Source organism: Paenibacillus ilasis, from assembly GCF_043195395.1.
Classification (GTDB): domain Bacteria; phylum Bacillota; class Bacilli; order Paenibacillales; family Paenibacillaceae; genus Paenibacillus_AQ; species Paenibacillus_AQ lautus.
Genome location: NZ_JBHDJG010000005.1, coordinates 103980 through 126800, shown reverse-complemented (window position 1 = coordinate 126800; position 22821 = coordinate 103980). Strand labels below are relative to the sequence as shown.

Below are 22821 nucleotides of genomic sequence, written 5' to 3'. Positions count from 1 at the left end.
CGAGAGCGCATGAATTCAACCCATGAGAAGCTTGCACAATCGCTGAAGCTGACGCTGGATGAGGATCAATTGACGAACTGTATGCGCTGCGGGTTTTGTCAGACCGCCTGTCCAACATTCCTCGAGACAGGGCTCGAAGCTGCCTCCCCGCGCGGGCGGATTGCGCTTATGAAAGCGGTTGTGGATGGTTTGATGGAGCCGGATGAGAGCTTTCGGAGCCAGATGGATCTTTGTCTGGGCTGCAGAGCCTGTGAGCCTGCTTGTCCTTCCGATGTGAAATACGGCCAGCTGATCGAGCAGACCCGGGCAGCCATTGCTGCCGAGAAGCCGTATTCGCTGCCGGTGCGGATCGTTCGCAAAACGTTCCTGCAAGGGCTATTCCCGCATCGCGGAAGGTTGAAGCTGATCGGCAAGACGCTTTCCTTTTATCAGAAATCCGGCCTTCAAAAGTTTGCGCGGAGTTCCGGAGCCATGAAGCTGTTTCCCGACCATCTTCAGCAGCTGGAGAAGGCGCTGCCTCCCGTAACGGGCGACGGCCTGGAAGAGCTGTGGAGCAAGGCTGGCTTGCCCTACCGCCGCGAGACGACAGACAGCGGTTCAAGGCTTATGGTGATCCCTGCGGCCGGGGCGAAGGTCGGCCGGGTCGGCATGTTCCGTGGCTGCATCATGGATGTCATGTTTGCATCCACGAACGTGAACACCGTACGGCTGCTGCGTCAGGCCGGGTTCGAAATTGTCATTCCAGAGGAGCAGGTATGCTGCGGAGCGCTGCATGCGCATGCCGGTGAGATGGGCGATGCCAAGCAGCTGGCCGGTCAGAACATATGGGCTTTCGGGGAAGCGAACGTGGATTACATCGCAAGCAATGCTGGAGGCTGTGGCGCACTACTGAAGGAATACGATCATCTGATGCATGCAGAGCCGGATGAGCGGCTTCAGCAAGCGGCGATTCGTTTTGCAGATCAGGTGAAGGATATCTCCGAGCTTCTGCACAGCTTCGGTCGGCCGCTTACGCCGATTCATGCGGAGAGCGCACAGAAAGAGGCCATAACGGTCACCTATCAGGACTCGTGTCACTTGCGCAATGTGATGAGGGTACAAGGCGAGCCGCGTCAGCTGATGGAGCACCTTCCTGGTGTACAGATGTGCGAGCTACAGGGGGCCGAGGTATGCTGCGGTTCCGCCGGCATTTATAATCTGACCCAGACGGAAATGTCGACCACGCTTTTGGATCGCAAAATGGAACATGTGGAGGCTACCGGAGCCAAGGTCATCGTGACTTCAAACCCGGGATGTCTGCTGCAGATGAAGTGGGGGATCGAGCGTGCCGGTAAACAAAATGGCGTAGAGGCCGTTCATCTCGCGGATTTTCTGGCAGGGCAGGTGCTGATTGAGGATAAGCGTGACTAATGGTACAAATGGGCAACCTCATGGTCATTATGATCGTGGGGAAGCCCTTTTTAGTCTGGTTTATCATAAATCAGCGTGTTCATTGCGATCATTTATTATATATAATGGTTCCGATACAGCATTAATCGTATCGATACAGTGATAGAAGGATAGATACAGTGTTATTAGGCAACGAACCGGTTTACATCGTTCCCTATCAACGGTATGGTAGACCGACAGGGGGAGTTCTCTCCCTCACTGGGTTCATAAAGTACATATAAGCAAAGTGCAATCATGCGAGGAGGAGAGCGATACCATGAAAGAGAGCTTTGATCCGTCACTCATAGACCGATTGGAAAGTCCGGAAAGGAAGAAGGAGTTACCGGCCTCTTCACTGCTAGAGAAGCTCCAAGTGAATGGCGAGGTGGATGTCCTTGACATCGGGGCAGGTACCGGCTATTTTTCCATACCGGCAGCCTCGTTAACGACAGGCACGGTTTACGCGCTGGATACCGAGCCAGCCATGCTGGAGATGATGCGGGGGCGTGCACAGGAACAGGGGCTCACGAATATGAAGGTGATGGAAGGCATGGTGGAAAAGCTTCCTTTCCAGCATGAAGCTGTGGATCGGGTCATTGCCTCCTTGATCCTTCATATTACCGATCAGCTGGAGGAGTCCATCCGTCAGATGGCAAGGGTGCTGCGGCCAGGAGGACGATGCTTGTGTCTGGAGTGGCAGGAGGATCCAGCCGAGAAGCGGGTTCCCCGTCCGAACCGGGTCGATCCGCATGTGATGAAGGCTTTGTTGGAGCAAGCAGGGCTGTATGTGGAAGGAATCGAGTATCCGACAGAGCGTCATTATCTGATCATCGCCAGTAAATAGCCAATGCCGATGGAGCCTCTTGCTGAATCTCCTCTCTCTTTAGATAACCGAGATAACCACCCGGTCCAGTGCCTGCCTCACCGTGTTCTGTGGAGGTAGATCCCAGATTCTGTGCATGTATTGATACTGCTGGAACATTTTGGGGATTGCGGCCGTCTAAGGAATGAGGTGATTCATTTATGAGGCAATCCATGGTTAGGATTATGCTTAGCTGCTTGCTGCTCCTGGTGAGCCTGTACACGGTCAAACCAACGGACGTATTTGCTTGTTCCTGTGCGGGACCGCCTACGGTTGAGGAGAGCTTGGAACGGAGTGCAGCGATATTTGCAGGCAAAGTGACCAAGCTGGTTGGCCCGAAGCCGAAGCTGATGATGTCATCCGCAGATCCGGTCCAGGTTACGTTAGAGGTATCGGAAGTATGGAAGGGCGAATTAGCCGGAATGACGGAGCTTACAACGGCTGTGTCATCAGCCAGCTGCGGTTATGATCAGTTTGCCGTAGGAAGCGAATTTTTGGTGTTCGCGTCTGCAGAATCGGGTCAGCTGAGAACTGGGATGTGTGATGGTACGAAGCTCCTCTCCACCGCAGGCAAAGAGCTAACCGAGCTTGGAGATGGATATCCACCAGACGATGCATCGGCTCAGGGTGAATCAGGGCCCGATACGCTTGCGGAGGGGGTGCCTCCAGGTGAAGGTCAGAATGCTGGTCAATCTCAATTCTCACTGAAACCCGTCCTGTGGGGGGCTGTCGTAGTGCTGCTGGGAGCGGGGCTATGGCTCTATTTTTGGAGGAAGAGAAAGAGAAATGTAAAGCCGATGTAAAATTTTTGAAGATCTATTGGCGGTAGTAAACGGCCATGCTATAATTCTTGTATTCAAGTAAAGGGGAGTAGCAGTCGCAGCAAAGTCGTCAATTCGTGACACGAACGTGTCTCCGGCTTTGTTGGCAACGAAAGTTGTTTGCGAGACCTTTGCCGATTCGGTAAAGGTGCTTATTCCTACAGCCTATTTCTGGGTAGATACCTTTATCGCCGATTTTCGGGATAAAGGTTTTTTTGTTTCCTTCCACCTTTTGAAACGAAAAATCGGATCATTCAAAAAAAGAAGGAGAGATTGCGTTTGGAAATGGGACTGTTGCTCGAATATGGATGGGTACTGCTGGTATTGATTGGACTCGAGGGGATTCTCGCAGCCGATAATGCACTCGTCATGTCCATCATGGTTAAACATTTGCCCGAGGACAAGAGGAAGAAGGCGTTATTTTACGGATTAGCCGGTGCGTTCGTGTTCCGTTTTGCATCCCTCTTCATTATCTCCTTTCTGGCGGATGTTTGGTACGTACAAGCGATTGGAGCCTTCTACCTGCTGTATATCAGTATAAATCATATGGTTAAGCAGTTCTTTGTGAAGAAGAAGAAACATCTGAAGGAAGCCGAAATGAAGCAAGAAAAATTCTGGGTTACCGTGTTAAAGGTAGAGCTTGCGGATATTGCGTTTGCGGTCGATGCGATTTTGGCTGCCGTAGCCCTTGCCTTGACGCTGCCGGAAACCGGCCTCCCGAATATCGGGGGCATGGACGGCGGGCAATTCCTCGTTATCCTGGCAGGCGGAATTATCGGCTTGGTGATCATGCGGTTCGCCGCATCGTATTTCGGAAAGCTGCTCGTTAGAAGACCTGGCTTGGAAACGGCTGCATTCCTGATCGTGGGATGGGTAGGCATCAAGCTGGCCGTCTATACGCTCGCACACCCGGATATCGCTGTATTGGAAAAGACGTTTCCGAAAAGCACCGGCTGGAAGCTTATATTCTGGGGCGTATTAATCCTAATCGCGGTCCTCGGCTGGTTCTTGTCCAAGGAGAAGAGTGATATGACCCAGAAGGAGCGGAAACAAGTGGAAAGCTAACAAACGGCCCCTTTTGATATAATGAACATAGGAAAAAAGAAAGGAATTGTGATCTCGCGTGTAAAATTATCGTTTCTGCGCAACCTTAAATTATACTTTATGATATGAGGAGAAACGATGGTCATTGGATAAATGAAGTTCGAAGTTAGATAAAATGCTGCCTGCCCTGATTCTATTCATGGTCATTGAGAGTCATATGACGTTCTGGGTTACAGCCGAGTTGAAGCTGCCCCCAAGGATGCAACAAGCACACGCCTCGGCCCCCGTGCCTGCCCGAGTGTAAACCGAAAGGCAGACCTTCATCATGGAAATCATTGAGGTTCCTTTGGCTTAGGAGTAGAATAAGATGATGTAGGGCGCTTTTAGCTTTTCTTTTTCTGGATACAAGACAAGAAGAAAGCAGATACACCTTGTGATTGTGAATCAGCCTTATTGGCCGGGGAGTGAGGAGAGGCGGGTGCCTGTCCTCAACAATCTTCGGTCAGCTAAGGCTTTTTGATTTGAATAGCAGATAACAGCCCATGAAGAAGGAGTGAACAGGATTGATAATCCTCAAAACACAAGAACAAATCGCCAAGATGAACAAGGCCGGGGACATTCTCGCCGAATGCCACCGGCAGATTGCCAAGATGATTAAACCGGGCGTGACAACACTGGAAATTGATCAATTTGTCGAGCGGTTTCTGGCAGAGCGCGGCGCGACACCGGAGCAGAAGGGATATCACGGATATCCATTTGCCACCTGCGCGTCGGTGAATGACGTGATTTGCCATGGTTTTCCGAGCCATGAGCCATTGAAGGACGGGGATATCGTTACCATTGATATGGTGGTGAAGTATGATGGTTGGCTCGCCGATTCCGCTTGGTCCTATCCGGTCGGAAACGTGTCCGAGGAAGCGCAGCATCTGCTGGACGTAACGAAGAAATCCCTGTATCTCGGCATTGAGCAAGCGGTGATTGGCAATCGAATCGGAGACATCTCCCATGCGATTCAAACCTATGCGGAATCTCAAAATTTATCGGTCGTCCGCCACTTCGTGGGGCACGCCATCGGCGAAAATATGCATGAGGAGCCGCAAGTGCCGCATTACGGCCCACCCAACCGCGGGACACGGCTTAAAGAGGGCATGGTCATCACCATTGAACCGATGCTGAATCTTGGCACATATCAATGCAAGATCGACTCAGACGGATGGACCGCGAGAACAGTGGACGGCAAATGGTCCGCGCAGTATGAGCATACCCTCGCCATCACAAAGGATGGCCCGGTGATCTTAACGGAACAATAAGATGCAGGATGTGACTCCAAGGGGGCTTACGCTCCCTATGGGGCGGGACGGTACAAGCTACGAGGCTGTTGTTGTATTCCGCGAGTGAGCCTACAAAAAAAACTCCAACGGAGCAGGCGGAATTGTTCTGTAGAAGCGAAGCGTGCGCCTTTGCCCCCGGATTTCAACGATATATATCGTGATTCAAAGGAAATCTGGGGGCAACAGCGATCGGAAGAACAATCCGCATGCGGAGTGATGTATAACTCTCAGAATTCGTTTTTGAATAGACGCATACGAATTCGACGCCATCAATGAATAGACGCCAATCGGAGTTTTTCTTATAATAGAGTAATCATTTTACAAGCGAAGGGAACATGGAACATGACGATACGAAAAGCACTAACCGTAGCGGGCTCGGATACGAGCGGCGGCGCTGGCATCCAGGCTGATCTGAAGACGTTTCAGGAATTTGACGTATACGGTATGACCGCACTGACCACGATTGTCTGCATGGAACCGAAGACATGGGATCATCAGGTTTTCCCGGTGGCGCTCGATATTGTAGAAACGCAGTTGAAAACCGTGCTCGAGGGCATTGGCATCGACGCGATGAAGACCGGCATGCTCGGATCCGTAGAGATCATCGAGCTCGTGTCCCAGTATATCGACCGCTATAACCTGGAACGGATCGTCATCGATCCGGTGATGGTCTGCAAGGGCACGGATGAAGTGCTGCAGCCGGAAAATACGGAAGCGATGCTGGAGTTCCTTCTTCCGCGCGCCGATTTGGTAACACCAAACCTGTTCGAGGCGTCCCAGCTGGCCAAGTCCGGTCCGATCACGACCCTGGATCAAATGCAGGAGGCTGCGGCCATCATTCATGAGCGCGGCGCGAAGAATGTGCTGATTAAAGACAGAGGCAAGATCCGCGAAGGCAAAGCGATGGACCTGCTCTATGACGGAAACAGCTTTGAATGGTTCGAAGCCGATACGATTGTAACGAAGTATACTCATGGTGCGGGCTGCACGTCATCCGCTTCCATTACAGCTAATCTTGCCAAAGGCTTGACCGTTCGCGAGTCGGTACAGCAAGCGAAGGCATTCATTACACAAGCCATCTCCAATGGCTTCCCGCTGAATGAATTCGTAGGTCCGACAAGACATTCCGCGCACCGCAGTTTATCTGCAAATTAAACAAAATACATTTTTTTGCAAGCTTATTCAAGCGTGGTATTCGGCTTGCAGAAAGTGACAAAAAAACCTTTCTTCCAAGAAGAAAGGTTTTTTTGTTGTTAGTCGAACTCGCAGCATATAGTGTATAGGAGCAAAGGCATGCTTCGTTATACGCGTTTTTTCCGAAAGGGATACAGCGGCTTAGGTCCTTTCCAGTATAATTATGTGCTATACTTTATAAAGGGTCTGATAGAAAAGGAAGAAAATGTTTAGGGGTTGAGACATGTTTCAGGACATTTTGGAATTTTTAAAAAATTTTGGTCCATGGGGATTGTTTATTCATTCGTTTGCTGATGCTGTAATTTTTCCGGTTCCCGCCTTTTTTCTGCAGGTTTCGCTTAGCATCATGCATCCGCAGGATGCGCTGTGGCTCGCAACGTATGGCTTTATCGGGTGCTTGCTGGGGACGCCGCTGGGTTATTTAATCGGAAAGCTGCTTGGGAAGTCGGTACTATACAAGATTTTGAAAAAAGAGTGGATTGACGCTGCTACGAACATGTTTCAGAAAAACGGCGAGGCCGCTATATTGATTGGTTCTTTTACGCCGGTACCCTTTAAGGTGTTCACGATTCTATCGGGGTGTTTGAACTTCCCGTTATGGAGACTTCTTGCATATGCCGCTATAGGCAGAGCTACCAAATTTTATGTTGTAGGTACCTTGTTTTACCTGTACGGTAACGCGGCAGAAGGCATGGTTAAGGATGTATCGTTATATATTGCGCTGATTGCCGTTCCGCTTCTGTTGATCGGTGTGTACTTTAACCGCAAACGCAAGCGTAAGAAAATGGAGCAGGAAAAGCTGGCTGAATCTACGAGTGAATCTAGCCCCGTTGTGGTCGAAAAGACGGTACTGGAGCAGACGTCGGACCAGACTCCATCGGCTTAACGCTAAACCTGACGTGGGGGTTACCCCCGCGACGATCATATAAAAAAGCAGCCGGGTGAGAGCCCGGCTGCTTTTTTCCAAGGTATCAGAGAAACATATTTATATGATAGCTACATATTTCAGGATTAACCCGTTTTTCCGAATCTGAAAAACTTGCCTCGGCCTTTCGTTGTCACAGGAGTAAACGTCGGTGATGGGGATAGCGGGGATGTCATGTCTTGTGCAAGATACCCGTGGAGAGGTCCACGGTAGACTTCATTCAACTGCGATGAATGGGAGAAATCCTCCGGCGTTACAAGATGACAAGGCTTGTTCACAGGCCGCAGGCCTGCTTGCTCCAGCACCGTAGCAACAAAGTGGGAGCAGAAAAAAGCATCGTCACGATCAATATGAATCCGAAACAATATACCCAGCAGCCCTAGCAGATTATATTTGTAGCGGTCCTGATCACGCATCATCTCTTTGACAAGGTTGTGCATGCGTTGATAGTCTTCATTACTAACGCGGAAGCGATATACCGCGCATTCCGAAGTGTAGAAGAAGGGGTCGCGGAGATTCTCGCGAACCAAACCGCCGTCAAACGGATTGTTCGCCTTCTTTCGCCCAAAGCTGTACACTTCGCGTAATTCGGAATCAAACGCGATGGATGCATGGTTAAGTGGGGCCTTCGTGAAATATTGGATCATTCTGCTGAACCAGGTGCCCGTGCCTGTAAGCACAATCCAAATATCTTGTTCCGTGTACATACTCGCAAACTCCTTTGTTAACGGTCCTAACGACTAGCAATTGTAAATGACTTGCTTTCTTTCACAATAAACGAAAAAGCCATAGCGTTCAAGTCAAAAAAACCATTTTCTCTCAGTTTCACTAGAATAGCTCTGGGATTGTCACCAAAAATTAGAAACCTCATCACAATATATTCGCCCTATGTCCAAATTATCCTTTGGTTTGCTGTATTTATATTTTTCAATAGGCGAGAGGAAAGGAGAAGCAATCCGATATCTCGAAATAGGTAAAACGATTGAACAATGAAAGACAGGAGGATCTCCAAATGATGATGAATAGTGAAAGTCTCAGCTATGATTTTATGGTCCAAGCGATTGAAGTAGCGCCGATTGGAACGGTATTCATCGATTCAGAGGGGAGTATTATCAAAATTAATCCCGCTGCTTGCGTCATGCTGGGGTATGAGGCGGAAGAGTGTCTGCACCATCCCTATTACGATTGGATTTATCCGGAAGATGTGAATAAGGACAAAGATTGGTTAAAGAAGCTAAAGTCGGGTAAGGCCGCTTCCTTGCAATTGGAGAAAAGACTGATACATAAACAAGGCGATATCAGGTGGGTATCTTGTTTGCTAAGCACAGCTCGCAGCAGGGAAGGAAGAACACTCGGCTATGTGGCGCATTTTACGGATATTACCGACATGAAAAAGGCGGCCCATCAAGAAGAGGAGCGGCTGATCCAGTCCGATAAGCTGTCCATGGCCGGTCAGCTCGCGGCAGGGATCGCCCATGAAATCCGTAACCCCATGACCTCCATCAAAGGGTTCGTGCAGCTCATTCGCTCCGGCGCCGGCCGAAAGGATGAATATTTCGATATTATCTCCTCGGAGATCGAAAGGATCGAGCTGATCGTAAGTGAGCTTTTGTTTTTGGCGAAGCCACAAAGCGTGAAATTCGAGCGTGCCGATATCCGGCAGCTCCTGGACCAAGTAATTACTCTATTAAATACCCAGGCCATCATACATAACGTCGAGATTATAACGGATTTCGGAGAGCGAGAGGCGAATGTAGAAGGGGATGTGAATCATCTGAAGCAGGTGTTCATCAACTTTATTAAAAATGCCGTGGAATCCATGCCGGGCGGCGGGGAGTTGACCATTCGGCTGGAGAGAGGCGATGACCCTACCGTGGCCATCTATTTCACAGATAATGGCTGCGGGATTCCGGAAGCGATTCTCTCCCGTCTCGGGGAACCATTCTTTACCACGAAGGAGAAAGGGAACGGCCTGGGATTCATGATCAGCAAAAAAATGATCGAGGACCACAAGGGGCAGGTTCACGTGTCCAGCAAGCTTCAGGAGGGAACGACCATAAAGGTAATCCTGCCGCTCAGCATAATCTAGCTTGACCGGACGTATGGTTCGCTCTACATTATAGAAAGATATAGGAGAGGGGGCGGCCAATATGGGCAATATGCAATTGTTAAAAGAGCCGAAGCGGCGCAAGCTGCTGTTCAGTGCGGGTGCCAGCTGGATGTTCGATGCGATGGATGTCGGGATGATTTCGTTTGTTGTTGCGGCACTGGCAGCGGAATGGTCGTTGAGCTCGCAGCAGGTAGGTATTCTGACAAGTACCACCTCGATCGGAATGGTATTCGGGGCGGCCATGGCTGGATTCCTGGCCGATAAATATGGACGGAAAAACATTCTGCTGTGGACGCTGCTCATATTCTCGATCGCGAGCGGTCTTTCCGCGCTGGCTACCGGTTTTATCATGCTGTGTTTGATGCGCTTTATTGCCGGCTTCGGACTTGGCGGAGAGCTTCCGGTTGCATCCACGCTGGTATCGGAAAGCATGCCGGTTCATGAACGGGGAAGAGCGGTTGTGCTGCTGGAAAGCTTCTGGGCGGCAGGCTGGATACTATCCGCGCTTATAGCCTATTTTGTCATCCCGGATTACGGCTGGCGGGCAGCCTTTGTTATTGGGGCTCTGCCTGCTTTTTATGCGCTCTATCTGCGGCGTGCCATCGAGGATTCGCCAAGGTATATCGAGCAGAAAGCCAAGGCTGCCCGCAAGCTGACCTTCGGGGAGCGAGTGGCTTCGGTCTGGTCGGTGGAACATCGGCGTACGAGCATCATGCTGTGGGTGCTCTGGTTCACGGTCGTATTTTCGTATTACGGCATGTTCCTGTGGCTTCCGACCGTCATGGTCGATAAAGGATTCAGTTTGGTCAGGAGCTTTCAGTATGTGCTGATTATGACGCTTGCCCAGTTGCCGGGCTATTTTACGGCCGCGTACTTTATAGAAAAGTTCGGGCGGAAATTCGTTCTCGTAACCTATTTGGTGCTTACGGCCTTCAGCGCAATCTGGTTTGGTTACGCCAATACGGAAGGTTCGCTACTCGCAGCAGGCATTTCCTTGTCATTCTTCAATCTGGGAGCATGGGGAGGGTTATATGCCTACAGTCCGGAACTTTATCCGACGAAGGTTCGTTCAACGGGGGTAGGGCTTGCTACGTCGTTCGGACGGATCGGCGGCGTTATTGCACCGCTGCTCGTCGGTGTGCTGAAGCAAAATGGCACCCGTATCGAATTTATTTTCGTGATGTTTTTCGTGACTATCCTGATCGGTGCGCTTGGCGTACTGGTGCTTGGCAAGGAAACGAAAGGGCAGGAGCTTGCGGACTAAGGCTGGTGACCGCGTGCAAATGACGTTTTTTTTGCGAACCAGGAGGATATGCTCTGAAGTGTATACTTTCTGATATCTGAAGAAAGGGTGGATCCGAAGGTTCAAATTACCTTGGATCCACCCTTTTTATGTTGAGATACAGTTAAGGCTCAAGTGACCGAAGCCTTATACTTCCATGATGGAAGGCATAATGTACGGGCTTCGGCCCAGTTCCCTTTTAAAATAACGGTTGAGTGTGTTGTTTGTCATCTGTTCCCAGGCAGCGCGGTTGTATTCACGCTGTTCACCGGCTTTGTTCAGCTGTTTGCGCAGCATCGCTTCAGCTCGGCGTAGAAGAGGCTTGGAGTCCTGCATATATACAAATCCGCGGGTAATCAGCTCCGGCCCTGAGAGCAACTTGCGCGTCTCGCGATTAATGGTAATGGCAACGATGACAACGCCATCGTGAGCGAGCTGTACTCGTTCCTCGAGTAATTCCTTCTCATGGGTGCGCAGCTCTCCATTGTTGATGTAGACGTCTCCGGAGGGGATATTCCGCCCTTTACGCGCATAGTTGCGGAATAGGGACAGCGTATTCCCAATGTTCATCAAATAAACGTTGCTGTCGGAAACCCCAACCTGCACGGCGAGGTGACGATGATTAAGCATCATTCGGTATTCCCCGTGGATCGGCACAAAATATTTGGGACGCAAACTGCTGATCATAAGCTTCAAATCTTCGCGGCAGCCGTGTCCCGACGTATGGATATCGAGAATGGAACCGTATTTAACTTCAGCTCCTGCCCGCATCAAGAGATCGATGCTGCGATTAACGTTCTGGGTATTCCCAGGAATCGGCGAAGACGAGAAAATAACGGTGTCCTCCGGATGAATCTGGATCGAACGATGGGCACCCGAAGCGATGCGTGTCAGCGCTGCATTGGGTTCGCCCTGGCTGCCTGTACAAATAATCAGAACCTGGTCGTCGCGATAACGGTTAACGGCTTTCACATCAATCATCATGCCGTCCGGTACGCGAATATAACCAAGCTCCTGACCGATCACAAACACCTTCTCCATGCTGCGGCCGACGATGGCGATTTTGCGGCCTGTTCGAATGGCAGCTTCAACAACCTGCTGCAGACGATGAACATTCGATGCAAAGGTGGCAAACAGGATCCGTCCGGGACATTCCCGGAACAGACGCAGGATGGAATCGCCGACGGTGCGTTCCGAAGGGGTAAACCCGTCCCGCTCGCTATTGGTGCTGTCAGCCATCAAGGCCAGGACGCCACGCGCGCCGATATGCAGAATTTTATGCAAATTGGCGGGCTTGTCCTCCGGCGTAAAATCAAATTTAAAGTCTCCGGTATGTACGATCGGCCCGTACGGGGTTTCCACAACGACCCCGAAGGCATCCGGAATGCTGTGGGTGGTTCTGAAGAAATGAACGGAAAGATGACGGAATGAAATCGTTTCGTCTTCATGGAATACGCGCAGATCACTCTGATCCAGCAGCCGGTGCTCTTCCAGCTTCGCACGAACCAGACCGATGGTCAGCGCCCCGCCATAGATCGGCATCTGGATTTGACGAAGCACATAGGGAATAGCCCCAATATGATCTTCATGACCATGGGTCAGGAACATACCTTTTACTTTATGTTTGTTATCCAGTAAATAACGAATGTCCGGAATAATGTAATCGACGCCACTCATTTCGGCATCCGGGAATTTCAGCCCGGCATCGATGATAATGATCTCATTTTTGAATTCCACGCCGTACATGTTCTTGCCGATCTCGCCAAGCCCCCCAAGCGCAAAAATGCGCACGGGTGGAGCGGAAGGCCTCGGTTTTTTGGCGGGTTTGGCCGTTTGAATCTGATCTGTTAGCAGGGGTTTAGACATAATGTGAAAGAATCCTCTCTATGGTAATTAAGGCATAAGCCTGGTCATTTTAATTTCTTCTCTACTTAAGATATCAGAAAGTTCAAGCTTTTGGGAAACGCTTTTCGAAATTCATGTGCATTTCGCCCGTGACAGTCACCTATTTTTACCCACTATTATATGCTGTAGAAGAGGAGGACTGGTAATGAGCGGTTTATTAAGGTTGGACGATATGGATGCTGTCCATGGATTGCAGGCGGAATGGCAGCGGAAAGCGATAACCAAGCTGACCGAGAAAATGACGGACCGTGACGCCAAATTCCCCTGTATTCCGGCAGTGCAAGGACATGCACTGAATCATTTTAGATACGGCTTTATCCATCAAGGCGAATCACAGGCCGCGGCAGAACAGCTGGCTGCTCTGCTGCGCGAGTTCGGACTCGGCTCCAGGAACTTCGGGCCCTATACTTCACTTGTCGTCATGATCTATACGGAGCCGAGCAGAGATAACCTGGCAGGCGTTGAGTATTATGAGCGTTTGTTCTGGCAGCTGTTAAGCCGGACAACCGAATACGATACGGAGCCTTGGCCGGCGGATCTGCCGGAGGAGCCGACGGATCATCTGTGGGAATTTTGTTTTGCAGGCGAGCCTTATTTTGTTTATTGCGGCACACCGGCACATGAGCTTCGCCAGAGCAGATACTTTCCCTACATGATGCTTGCTTTTACGCCTCGTTGGGTTCTGAAGCAGTTCAATGCCCGAACAAGGCAAGCAGAACACACCAAGGGATTGATTCGTCAGCGGTTGGCCCAATATGATCCCGTACCACCGCACCCTGACTTGAAGTTCTACGGGGCGGAGGATAACTATGAATGGAAGCAATATTTTTTGCGGGATAACACGGAGTCACTATCGAAATGTCCGTTTGCAAGGCGGCACAAAGAGATCAATCCATCATAAGAAATAACACGTTGCTATCATCATACCCTAAATCGGAGTCAGGGTTAAACATGCTTTCTATTAAAGAGCTGTCTCAAATGCGGTAATCCGCAGTGTGGCAGCCTTTTTTGCGTGGAAGCGTGGATAGGCCAGGGTATAGGATTTTGCCCCTGAATTAGTAAATCTTATCCTTGTTGTACAAAAAATTACCAAGTTACACTTAAAGTACGTCATATCATTTCATCTGTATGCGTTAGGAGGTGTGTAAGGTAAGGAGCTTTCACCAGCTTTGAAACCGCTTTAATAAACGAAATTAATTGGCGAAGGAGTTGTTTGATGAATGACAAGGTTGTCCAGAACGATGAGAGGATGGATTCTCGGATTCATCGCCGTGCTGGTGCTTAGTATGTTCCCTGTGTACAAGGCTCAAGCCGCTGAGGTTTGTGCGGAACCCGTTTGGAGCAGTTCCGCCGTATATGGCGGGGGCAATATGGTATCCCATAACGGTCATGCCTGGAAAGCGAAATGGTGGACGCAGGGCGAGGAGCCTGGAACGACAGGACAATGGGGGGTATGGGAGGACCTTGGAGCATGCAATCCCGGGACACCGCCCGTCGATCCCCCGGTGGATCCACCAGTAGACCCTCCTGTGGACCCTCCTGTGGACCCTCCGCTGCCTGGTGACCGTATGTATGTCGCTTACGCGAGTTCTTGGAACACCAGTATTTACGATCTGACTACCGCCAACATTCCCAATTACATCACCCATCTCAATCTTGCATTCGTAAGGCCGGACACCACCTATACCCAAGGGTCCTATGCGTTTGATCAAGCCGTTGCGGGCTTGGAATTTGTGGAAGGGGCCACGACACCGAACGGGCAGCGTACATTTACAGCTCAGCAGTCTCAGGATCTGCGTAACCACATCGCATCTCTCAGAGCCCGCGGAACGAAAGCGTTCCTATCGGTAGGAGGCTGGTCATACAGTCAAGGTTCACAGTGGTCCAGATTCAATGCCAAGAACATTGTGGATTTGGCTCTTGATCTAGGCGCTGCCGGAGTCGACATTGACTGGGAATCCAGCGGAAGCAGCTGCAACAAAGGGACAGCCGCCCAGTTCAGCTGCACCAAGGATGGAGAGATCGCCGGGATTATTACGAGTCTCTATAATGAAATCCATGCAAGAAACGCGAATCTGCAGATTTCCATCGCCGGCTGGTCCACGGGTGCTTATTACGTGAAAGGAACGCCGTTTGAGGAGGGCAAGGTCCAATGGGGATCACCTTTTGGAGGTACCATGTACCGCGTAGTCAAGGACCATGGCAGCAAGATCAACTTCATCAATCTGATGTCCTACGATGGCGGTATTTATTACGATCCGCGTGAAGGCTATGAATCGTATAAGGCGATATACAACGGACCTATCAACATGGGCATGCAGATTGCGCCGGAGGGATCGGGCGGTGCGGTCCTGCAGCTGAATGCCGCACCGGGCACGGTCTACGATGCCGACATGATGAACGGTCAGAATAATATCGCAACGCCCTATTATAATGTAGAAACGATGGTGAACTATATTAAGAATAAGGGAAGGGCGAAGGATGGATTCATGCTGTGGCAGCTCTGGAAACAACGGGTTCATCAGCCGGCCCCGTCAGGTGCAGCGAATGAGAACAGCGCGGGCCAGTACGTATGCCGAAATCTGCCGCTTCCTGGAGATTGCAATCAGACCATACCAAGTCTGCCGAAATTATAATTTTTTCCGATATTCCGAAGGCGTGCAGTCCATGATCTTACGGAAGACCCGAACAAAATAACTGATGTGCCCAAATCCGACATCGAGTGCGATGTCGGATATTTTATTGTCCGGCTGACGAAGGAGCTCAGCCGCCTGGCGAACGCGATAGGAATTTATATAGTCCACGGGCGTTTGCCCGGTCATCGATTTGAAGAAGCGGCAGAACTGGCCTTCGCTCATCGGGATCAGATCAGCCAGCTCACTCAGCCGGATGGGATGGTGATAATGATTCTGAATGTAGAGAATGACTTTCTTCAAACGCTCCGTTTTCACCATATCCGCTGCTTCGCTCCGGCTCCGGTTGACCAGTCGGCCAGAGGATGCGGCCTGAAACAACATAAGGAACAGATGTCCCTTAATGGCGACCTCATAACCGGCAGGTTTGTGCTTCGACAGCAGCGTCATTTCCTTTATATGCTGAAGCAGCTGCTCATCGGTCTCGAACGTCATCCATCTTGGAAAGGTGGCTCTCCGCTCCTGAAAGGGAACAATCATTCCTTCCTGTACAAGATCATAGCTGCTGCTTGCAAGCATGCCGAAATCGAACACCATCGCACAGAAACTGCAGCCTTGATCGCCCCGGGCGTGACCGGTGTGAAGATCTCCTCCATCGATAAATATGGCTTCACCCGCCCGGACAGGGATATATTCCGAGTCGATCTGAAACAGAACCTCGCCTTCCATCACATAGAAAATTTCCGCTTCCTTATGCCAATGGGAGTCTACCACATGGGCACCGGGGGCAAATTGATACCAGTAGGCACCAAACGGGAAGCGTTCATTCCCGTGGACGGTGCTTTCTTTTAACGACTGGCGAAAGGATTGATCCATGATGTACCTCCTGGGAAATGAATAACCGCTTGAATGATGTCGTCTTATATCAAAATTGTGCTATAAAACAATGGAATACTGTTAGATCAGCTTAAAACAGATCAGTATAATGATATTATAACGCTTACATCTTAAAGTTCAATTTTCATAATATAGAAAGGCGGATTAAAAAATGAAATTTACAGACGGCAACTGGCTTATCCGGGAAGGATATTCCGTTTCGGGAGCGGTTCAGGCTTATGATTTTGCGGTAAAAGGAGATACGTTGACAGCTTACGCCTCCACAGCCCCGATTCCGGGCAGAGGAGCAACCATTAATGCACAGCTGATCACCGTGCAATTTCATTCTCCGGCACCCGGCGTCATCGGCGTAAAGCTGGTTCACTATGCGGGCGTAAGAGATCGCGGACCTGCATTCGAGTTGTACAAACAGGAAGGCGACCATACGGTCATTGAAGAGAATGATCAGGAAGCGGTTCTTCGCAGCGGCAATTTGAGCGTTGTGATCAAGAAAGGTCCGGAATGGTCGGTTCACTTCTATAGAGGAGAAGAACGCATTACCGGCAGCCGAGCCAAATCCATGGCGCATATCGTGGAAGATGGCGGACAGACCTACATGCGCGAAGAGCTGGATCTGGGCGTAGGCGAGTGGGTATACGGTCTTGGCGAGCGATTCACTTCGTTTGTGAAGAATGGCCAGGTCGTGGATATTTGGAACCAGGATGGCGGTACAAGCTCCGAGCAAGCCTATAAAAATATTCCGTTCTATCTGACGAACAAGGGCTATGGCGTGTTTGTCAACCAGCCGGACCTCGTATCCTTTGAAGTGGCTTCGGAGAAAGTGAAGAAGGTGCAGTTCAGCGTGCCAGGCGAGTCACTGGAGTACTTTGTTATTGATGGGCCCGATCCGAAAGGCGTGCTGGACAAATACACGAATCTGACAGGCAAACCGGCATTACCGCCGGCTTGGACCTTCGGATTGTGGCTTTCGACCTCTTTTACAACCCAGTATGACGAAGCAACCGTAAACTCCTTTGTTGACGGTATGCTGGAACGCGATATCCCGCTGGAAGTGTTCCACTTTGACTGCTTCTGGATGAAGGGTCTCAACTGGACGGACTTCCAATGGGATGAAGAGGTGTTCCCGGATCCTGAAGGCATGCTGAAGCGTTTGAAAGAAAAAGGCTTGAAAATCTGCGTGTGGATCAACCCGTATATCGCGCAGCGCTCGCGTCTCTTTGAGGAAGGCCGTGAGAAGGGCTATCTGGTGAAAAAAGCGAATGGCGATGTGTGGCAGTGGAATCTGTGGCAGCCGGGCATGGCGCTGGTGGACTTCACGAATCCGGACGCGTGCGAATGGTATGCAGGGTACCTGCGCGAGCTGGCAGATATGGGCGTCGACAGCTTCAAGACGGATTTCGGCGAACGCATTCCGACGGATGTTGTTTATTTTGACGGCTCCGATCCACATAAAATGCACAATTATTACACTCAGCTCTATAACAAAGTGGTCTTTGATGTGCTGGTGGAGAAATTCGGCAAGAATCAGGCGGCAGTATTTGCACGCTCTGCAACCGTAGGCGGGCAGCAGTTCCCTGTTCACTGGGGCGGCGATTGCTATGCGGATTATGAATCGATGGCGGAGAGCCTGCGCGGCGGCTTGTCCCTCGGTCTCGGCGGCTTCGGCTTCTGGAGCCATGACATCGGCGGCTTCGAAAATACGGCTCCGGCGCATGTATTCAAACGCTGGCTGGCATTTGGCTTGCTGTCCAGCCACAGCCGTCTGCACGGCAGCAGCTCTTACCGGGTGCCGTGGTCCTATGACGAGGAGGCTGTAGACGTTACGCGCTTCTTCACGAAGCTGAAGAGCCGTCTGATGCCATATCTGTTCCATACCGCTGTACAGGCATCGGAGCAAGGGGTGCCAAGCATGCGCGCCATGTTCCTGGAATTCCCGGAAGACCCGGCCGTCGAAATGCTGGATCGTCAGTACATGCTGGGAGATTCCCTGCTTGTGGCACCGGTGTTCAGCGAGAACGGCGACGTGAAGTACTATCTGCCGAAGGGCCGCTGGACGCATCTGTTAACCGGAGAAACGGTGGATGGCGGAACCTGGCGCAAGGAAACGTACGATTTCCTCGGGCTGCCGTTGTTTGTACGCAGCAACTCGTTCCTCGCCTTGGGCGCAAACGACACCCGTCCGGAATATGACTATGCAGACGGGGTTGAGCTTGGCTTGTATGCATTGGAAGACGGCAGCGCGGCTACGGTCACCGTTCGCAACATGAACGGGGAGAGCGAGCTGGTTGTGCGGGCTGTACGTGCAGGCAGTCGGATCGACTTTACGGTGGAAGGCAGCGGCAAGCCATTTTCCGTGAAGCTCTATGACACGGGAGTCATTTCATCTGTGGAGGGCTCGGGAGCGAGCCTGCAAGAAGGTAGCGTTCAAGTGGAGGCCGGACAACAAGCGGTGACCTTCACGGCAACTCTGGAAGGGTAAGCCTGGGAAAAGCCTGTTGGATAAAAGGAAAAAAGCATAGCGAAGATGAGCCCGGACCAGCCTTATGCTGGAATCGGGCTTCTTCCATATTTTAGCTGGCCTTGAACAAACGGCAATGCTGATATAATAGGCCTGCGGCAGATTTATTCACGAATGGTTGTAACCGTTTTCTTTTAAAGACTGCCGAAGATTAAAGGACAGGAGCGAAGACGGTCCGATGTTATCTTATTTCATTCAACTTGTGAATGACATGAAAATCCGCAACAAATTGATATTGTCTTTTGTGGTCGTGGTCTTTGTGCCGGTAGCCATCGTGGGGATATTCCTTACGGGCGAGCTCCGCAAATTTGCTTTCAACAATGCGTTGGAGCAGGCTTACCAGAACGTGGACCGGGTCAAGAAAAGGTCAACCGAAGTCATCAACGTGGCAGACGATTTATCCTACCGGCTATCCTACGACGAGCGTCTGAGAAATCTTGCTAGCCAGCAATATGAAAGCGTATACGACGTGTTTGTGGCTTACAGGGAGTACCCCGACTTACAGCAGGCGATACGGATGTATAAGGAAATATCGAATATCCGTTTCTACAGCGATAACCCCACCATGCTGAACAATTGGGAGTTCCTTTATCCCGAGGATGAGATTAAGAAAACGGAATGGTATCAGCGAGCCGAGGATGATATCGGCGTCATTTACTGGGACTATATTACGGATGAACGTGATCAGAAGGTGTACCTCAGCTTAATCAAGGGGGTTGATCTTGGAAGCAAGGACAACCGCGGCGTACTTGTCATCAATGTCAATACGGGCATGCTGAACACGATTCTCAGCCAAGAAATGTTCGACACCATTATTGTGGACAGCAATAACAATATTGTTGCCGCTAACCGTCCGGAGCTGTACGGGAAAACGCTAGCCGAGATTCAAGATACCAGCGGGGTTGTATACCATGCGAGCGGAAGTTATGAATCGGTCATCCATGATGAAGCCTCCAAGGTGCTGATTGAACCGTTGAATACGGAATCCGGGGTTAACGGCCTGCGCATTATTTCCATATTTTCGATTGATAGCATCGTGGCGGACGCCAACCGGATCAGCAAACTGGCGATGACAGTCATCATCATTAGTCTGCTGCTGGCCGTTCTTCTGATCTACAGCTTTTCTTCATTGATCTCGAACCGGCTGCTGCGCCTTAGCAAGCATATTACGAAGGTTGGTACAGGCAACCTCGGGGTTGCCATGGAAATTGACGGCAAGGATGAGATCGGGCAGCTATCCCGCCAATTTAACTCCATGGTGGGTAATATTAACGACCTAATGAACGAAGTGCAGGAGTCCAATGAACAGAAACGGTTAATGGAGCAGAAGCAGAATGAAATTAAATTCAAAATGATGGCCAGTCAGATCAATCCGCACTTTTTATTTAATGCCTTAGAGTCTATTCGTATGGAGGCGCATCTCAAGGGTGAGGATGAAATTGCCCGGATTGTACGGCTGCTCGGTAAAATGATGCGAAGCAATCTCGAGATAGGCAGCGGAAAAACAACGATAAAAGACGAGATCGAGATGGTGCAGTGTTATCTGGATATTCAAAAGTTCCGCTATGAGGATCGTCTGAAATATGAGCTTCTGGTCGAGCCCGAAGCCGATCGGGTAAGAATCCCGCCGCTGATCATACAGCCGCTTGTGGAGAATGCGGTCATACATGGGATGGATCACAAGGAAGAGGGAACTTTCATCAGGGTGAGGGTCACGGCCAGCGAAGGGAAACTGCACGTCATAACCGAGGATAATGGAGCGGGCATAACCTTGGAGCGGCTGCGGATGATCTATGGTTATTTGAACGATACCGACGAGAAGGACGGAGGACGGATCGGGCTCCGGAATGTTCATGTCCGTCTGCAGCTTACCTACGGCCCTGAAGCGGGTCTGATCATTTATAGCGAACCGGGGATTGGAACGCGCATTGAATTCAGTATTCCGACAGGAGGAGAGAGCGATGATGAAAGTGTTAATCGTGGATGACGAACCCAAGCTGCGCGAAGGACTGAAGAGCATCGTGCCATGGACTGAGCTTGGGTTTCAGGTTGTAGGCACCGCAGCCAACGGGAGCGAAGCGTTGGAGAAGCACGGGATGTACGCCCCTGACTTGATGCTGATTGATATTCGGATGCCAGGAATGGACGGATTGCAGCTGATCGAAGCCATTCGGAACCTGGATTCTGAGATTCATCTGCTGATCCTGAGCGGATATGCCGATTTTGATTATGCCAAGCGGGCGATTTCGCATCGCGTGGACGGATACCTTTTGAAACCGGTGGATGAGGACGAGCTGAGCAAGTATTTGCTTCAGATTAAAGATGCCATCGAGCAGGAACAGGAAAGGAAGGCATTGAATAGGGCAGCTTCCGATATGAGCCGCGAGCAGTTCATTCAGACATGGTTCAATCCGGAGAGTAAGCTCGATCCAGCGGCTTTACGGCATATCGCCGAGCGGTCAGGACTGTTATGGAACCATTACCAAGTGCTGATTATTCATAATAACGGCTACGATGAATCCGGTGAAGGAGCCGACGACCTGTTGAAAAACCAGCTGATCAAAGCTTTTGAAGAGAACGGGCGCGGCACGGTCTTTTCCATGCATGGACTACTCGGCGTTCTAATGCCGACGCCGGTATTGACGGCAGGAGGACGAAAGGAATTGCTGCAGACGGTGGAGGAAGCCGCAAGTCAGGCTGGCACGGCAATTACGGCCTCATTGGGACGTCAGGTTCACCGTCTGGAGGATGTAGCCGATTCGTACCGTTGTGCGAAGGAACGGATTCGCGAACGCTTCTTCTATGCTCCCGGCGAGTTGTTATTCCCTGAATCCAAGCGGTTTGCCGGTGACATCGCGGATGAAGATCGGCAGCCTTATGATCCGGAGCAGCTGATGGAGCAGCTCTATTACGCCGTGGACGTAGGCAATGTCGAGGTGCAGCGGAAGCTGCTGCATGCTGCTGCGTATGCCATGGTGAACGAGGAGTATACGGAGGAGAGAATGAAGGGGGCGTTCGTGGAACTTCTCACCGGCGTGCACAACAAGCTGATACAACATCAACCGGAGCTGCAGTCCCGCACGAAGGAATATTCGGATCGGATTGCCGCGATATTTCGCCAGCGCACGGCCCATGATCTGTGCCGCCATTCGTCCCAATTCCTGGAGGAGCTCATCTGGCAGGCGGGCAATGGCGGACGGGATCAGGAGATGAAGCGGATCATGGATCTGATTCAGCGCAATTACAATGAGAATCTTAAACTGGAAACACTGGCCTCCGTATTTAATTACAACAGCGCCTACCTGGGGAAGATGTTCAAGAATACAACCGGAGAATACTTCAATACGTACCTCGACAAGGTCCGGATCAACAAAGCCAAGGATTTTCTGAAGCAGGGCATGAAGGTGTATCAGGTCGCGGAGAAGGTCGGTTATACGAACGTCGACTATTTTCATAGCAAATTCAAAAAGTACGTCGGTACCTCACCATCCAATTTCCGCAAGGAGCTGGACCTGTAACAGGCCATACCGTAACGCTGAATCGCACAACGAGACCGAGCCCGGATGCGGCACCGAGGTTATACAGCCTTGTGACCAGAGCATTGCATGAGGAACCGCGGGAGATGGCGCACGACAAATAGGCTTCAAGCAGCTCCGCGCCGTCTGATGCCGTATTCTAAATGGTTAATATTTGCACGCCTCATCACTCTCACCTACAACCAGACTAAGCATAAGTACTTTCATATCGTGCCCTTTCAGACGCGACTAAGGTACGCGTCTTTTTGTTTTCCCCTTTCCTTTCCTTTCCCAAGGCATTAGCGGGGAATCCAAATGCTGCGAAGCTCCGAGCGGAGGGGCCGGAATCGTATCGG

General features: G+C 50.7%; 17 protein-coding genes. 14 read left to right on the top strand and 3 right to left on the bottom strand.

Going from position 1 to position 22821, the window contains the following annotated elements; genetic code table 11:
• Window positions 1-9: 9 nt before the first annotated feature.
• The 7 genes from ACETK5_RS30595 (at window position 10) to ACETK5_RS30565 (ending at window position 7566) form a co-directional block, all read left to right on the top strand.
• The gene (locus tag ACETK5_RS30595; RefSeq protein ID WP_394059611.1) at window positions 10-1410 is read left to right on the top strand and encodes a (Fe-S)-binding protein; all 1401 of its coding nucleotides are present in this window, start codon (window positions 10-12) and stop codon (window positions 1408-1410) included.
• Window positions 1411-1705: 295 nt separating this feature from the next.
• Entirely contained in the window at window positions 1706-2272 is a 567-nt protein-coding gene (locus ACETK5_RS30590; protein WP_394059610.1) for a class I SAM-dependent methyltransferase, read from the top strand.
• 191 nt (window positions 2273-2463) lie between these two features.
• Entirely contained in the window at window positions 2464-3093 is a 630-nt protein-coding gene (locus tag ACETK5_RS30585) for a hypothetical protein (protein WP_394059609.1), read from the top strand.
• A gap of 297 nt (window positions 3094-3390) precedes the next feature.
• The gene (locus ACETK5_RS30580; protein ID WP_394059608.1) at window positions 3391-4176 is read left to right on the top strand and encodes a TerC family protein; all 786 of its coding nucleotides are present in this window, start codon (window positions 3391-3393) and stop codon (window positions 4174-4176) included.
• Window positions 4177-4718: 542 nt separating this feature from the next.
• Window positions 4719-5465 carry a type I methionyl aminopeptidase gene (gene map, locus ACETK5_RS30575; RefSeq protein WP_076325344.1) on the top strand — a complete coding sequence of 249 codons (747 nt, stop codon included), beginning with the start codon at window positions 4719-4721 and terminating at the stop codon, window positions 5463-5465.
• A 363-nt stretch (window positions 5466-5828) separates the two neighbouring features.
• The gene (pdxK, locus tag ACETK5_RS30570) at window positions 5829-6641 is read left to right on the top strand and encodes a pyridoxine/pyridoxal/pyridoxamine kinase (RefSeq protein WP_076325345.1); all 813 of its coding nucleotides are present in this window, start codon (window positions 5829-5831) and stop codon (window positions 6639-6641) included.
• Between the two features lie 262 nt (window positions 6642-6903).
• Entirely contained in the window at window positions 6904-7566 is a 663-nt protein-coding gene (locus ACETK5_RS30565) for a YqaA family protein (RefSeq protein WP_100541435.1), read from the top strand.
• A gap of 125 nt (window positions 7567-7691) precedes the next feature.
• Here ACETK5_RS30565 and ACETK5_RS30560 read toward each other — a convergent pair whose 3' ends face one another.
• The gene (locus ACETK5_RS30560) at window positions 7692-8312 is read right to left on the bottom strand and encodes a hypothetical protein (RefSeq protein WP_098749017.1); all 621 of its coding nucleotides are present in this window, start codon (window positions 8310-8312) and stop codon (window positions 7692-7694) included.
• Window positions 8313-8617: 305 nt separating this feature from the next.
• On the opposite strand from ACETK5_RS30560, the gene ACETK5_RS30555 reads away from it, so the two are divergent.
• Window positions 8618-9694 carry an ATP-binding protein gene (locus ACETK5_RS30555; RefSeq protein WP_243391009.1) on the top strand — a complete coding sequence of 359 codons (1077 nt, stop codon included), beginning with the start codon at window positions 8618-8620 and terminating at the stop codon, window positions 9692-9694.
• A gap of 61 nt (window positions 9695-9755) precedes the next feature.
• Entirely contained in the window at window positions 9756-10979 is a 1224-nt protein-coding gene (locus tag ACETK5_RS30550) for an MFS transporter (protein ID WP_100541436.1), read from the top strand.
• A 165-nt stretch (window positions 10980-11144) separates the two neighbouring features.
• Here ACETK5_RS30550 and rnjA read toward each other — a convergent pair whose 3' ends face one another.
• On the bottom strand, window positions 11145-12863 hold the full coding sequence (gene rnjA / locus ACETK5_RS30545; RefSeq protein ID WP_100541437.1) for a ribonuclease J1: 1719 nt from the start codon (window positions 12861-12863) through the stop codon (window positions 11145-11147).
• 184 nt (window positions 12864-13047) lie between these two features.
• On the opposite strand from rnjA, the gene ACETK5_RS30540 reads away from it, so the two are divergent.
• Both ACETK5_RS30540 and ACETK5_RS30535 read left to right on the top strand, forming a co-directional pair.
• Complete coding sequence (locus tag ACETK5_RS30540) at window positions 13048-13803, top strand: YqcI/YcgG family protein (RefSeq protein WP_100541438.1); 756 nt, start codon at window positions 13048-13050, stop codon at window positions 13801-13803.
• Between the two features lie 340 nt (window positions 13804-14143).
• On the top strand, window positions 14144-15538 hold the full coding sequence (locus ACETK5_RS30535; RefSeq protein ID WP_243391010.1) for a glycosyl hydrolase family 18 protein: 1395 nt from the start codon (window positions 14144-14146) through the stop codon (window positions 15536-15538).
• Here ACETK5_RS30535 and ACETK5_RS30530 read toward each other — a convergent pair.
• Window positions 15533-16411: a helix-turn-helix transcriptional regulator gene (locus ACETK5_RS30530; RefSeq protein WP_100541440.1), complete on the bottom strand. Its 879-nt coding sequence runs from the start codon at window positions 16409-16411 to the stop codon at window positions 15533-15535. The genes ACETK5_RS30535 and ACETK5_RS30530 overlap by 6 nt on opposite strands.
• A 172-nt stretch (window positions 16412-16583) precedes the next feature.
• On the opposite strand from ACETK5_RS30530, the gene yicI reads away from it, so the two are divergent.
• From yicI to ACETK5_RS30515, 3 genes are all read left to right on the top strand, one after another.
• On the top strand, window positions 16584-18911 hold the full coding sequence (gene yicI / locus ACETK5_RS30525; RefSeq protein ID WP_326119739.1) for an alpha-xylosidase: 2328 nt from the start codon (window positions 16584-16586) through the stop codon (window positions 18909-18911).
• Window positions 18912-19128: 217 nt separating this feature from the next.
• Entirely contained in the window at window positions 19129-20937 is a 1809-nt protein-coding gene (locus tag ACETK5_RS30520; RefSeq protein ID WP_326115720.1) for a cache domain-containing sensor histidine kinase, read from the top strand.
• Complete coding sequence (locus tag ACETK5_RS30515) at window positions 20912-22468, top strand: response regulator (RefSeq protein ID WP_394059607.1); 1557 nt, start codon at window positions 20912-20914, stop codon at window positions 22466-22468. Before ACETK5_RS30520 ends, ACETK5_RS30515 begins: the two co-directional genes overlap by 26 nt.
• Window positions 22469-22821 lie beyond the last annotated feature (353 nt).

Excerpts from the sequence above, each read along its gene's own strand:
- ACETK5_RS30535 (WP_243391010.1), top strand. The coding sequence starts at position 14,144 with ATGAGAGGATGGATTCTCGGATTCATCGCCGTGCTGGTGCTTAGTATG.
- ACETK5_RS30540 (WP_100541438.1), top strand. The coding sequence starts at position 13,048 with ATGAGCGGTTTATTAAGGTTGGACGATATGGATGCTGTCCATGGATTG.
- ACETK5_RS30515 (WP_394059607.1), top strand. The coding sequence starts at position 20,912 with ATGATGAAAGTGTTAATCGTGGATGACGAACCCAAGCTGCGCGAAGGA.
- ACETK5_RS30565 (WP_100541435.1), top strand. The coding sequence starts at position 6,904 with ATGTTTCAGGACATTTTGGAATTTTTAAAAAATTTTGGTCCATGGGGA.
- ACETK5_RS30595 (WP_394059611.1), top strand. The coding sequence starts at position 10 with ATGAATTCAACCCATGAGAAGCTTGCACAATCGCTGAAGCTGACGCTG.
- ACETK5_RS30585 (WP_394059609.1), top strand. The coding sequence starts at position 2,464 with ATGGTTAGGATTATGCTTAGCTGCTTGCTGCTCCTGGTGAGCCTGTAC.
- ACETK5_RS30560 (WP_098749017.1), bottom strand. The coding sequence starts at position 8,312 with ATGTACACGGAACAAGATATTTGGATTGTGCTTACAGGCACGGGCACC.
- ACETK5_RS30550 (WP_100541436.1), top strand. The coding sequence starts at position 9,756 with ATGGGCAATATGCAATTGTTAAAAGAGCCGAAGCGGCGCAAGCTGCTG.
- ACETK5_RS30520 (WP_326115720.1), top strand. The coding sequence starts at position 19,129 with ATGTTATCTTATTTCATTCAACTTGTGAATGACATGAAAATCCGCAAC.
- rnjA (WP_100541437.1), bottom strand. The coding sequence starts at position 12,863 with ATGTCTAAACCCCTGCTAACAGATCAGATTCAAACGGCCAAACCCGCC.
- ACETK5_RS30530 (WP_100541440.1), bottom strand. The coding sequence starts at position 16,411 with ATGGATCAATCCTTTCGCCAGTCGTTAAAAGAAAGCACCGTCCACGGG.
- yicI (WP_326119739.1), top strand. The coding sequence starts at position 16,584 with ATGAAATTTACAGACGGCAACTGGCTTATCCGGGAAGGATATTCCGTT.
- ACETK5_RS30590 (WP_394059610.1), top strand. The coding sequence starts at position 1,706 with ATGAAAGAGAGCTTTGATCCGTCACTCATAGACCGATTGGAAAGTCCG.
- pdxK (WP_076325345.1), top strand. The coding sequence starts at position 5,829 with ATGACGATACGAAAAGCACTAACCGTAGCGGGCTCGGATACGAGCGGC.
- ACETK5_RS30555 (WP_243391009.1), top strand. The coding sequence starts at position 8,618 with ATGATGATGAATAGTGAAAGTCTCAGCTATGATTTTATGGTCCAAGCG.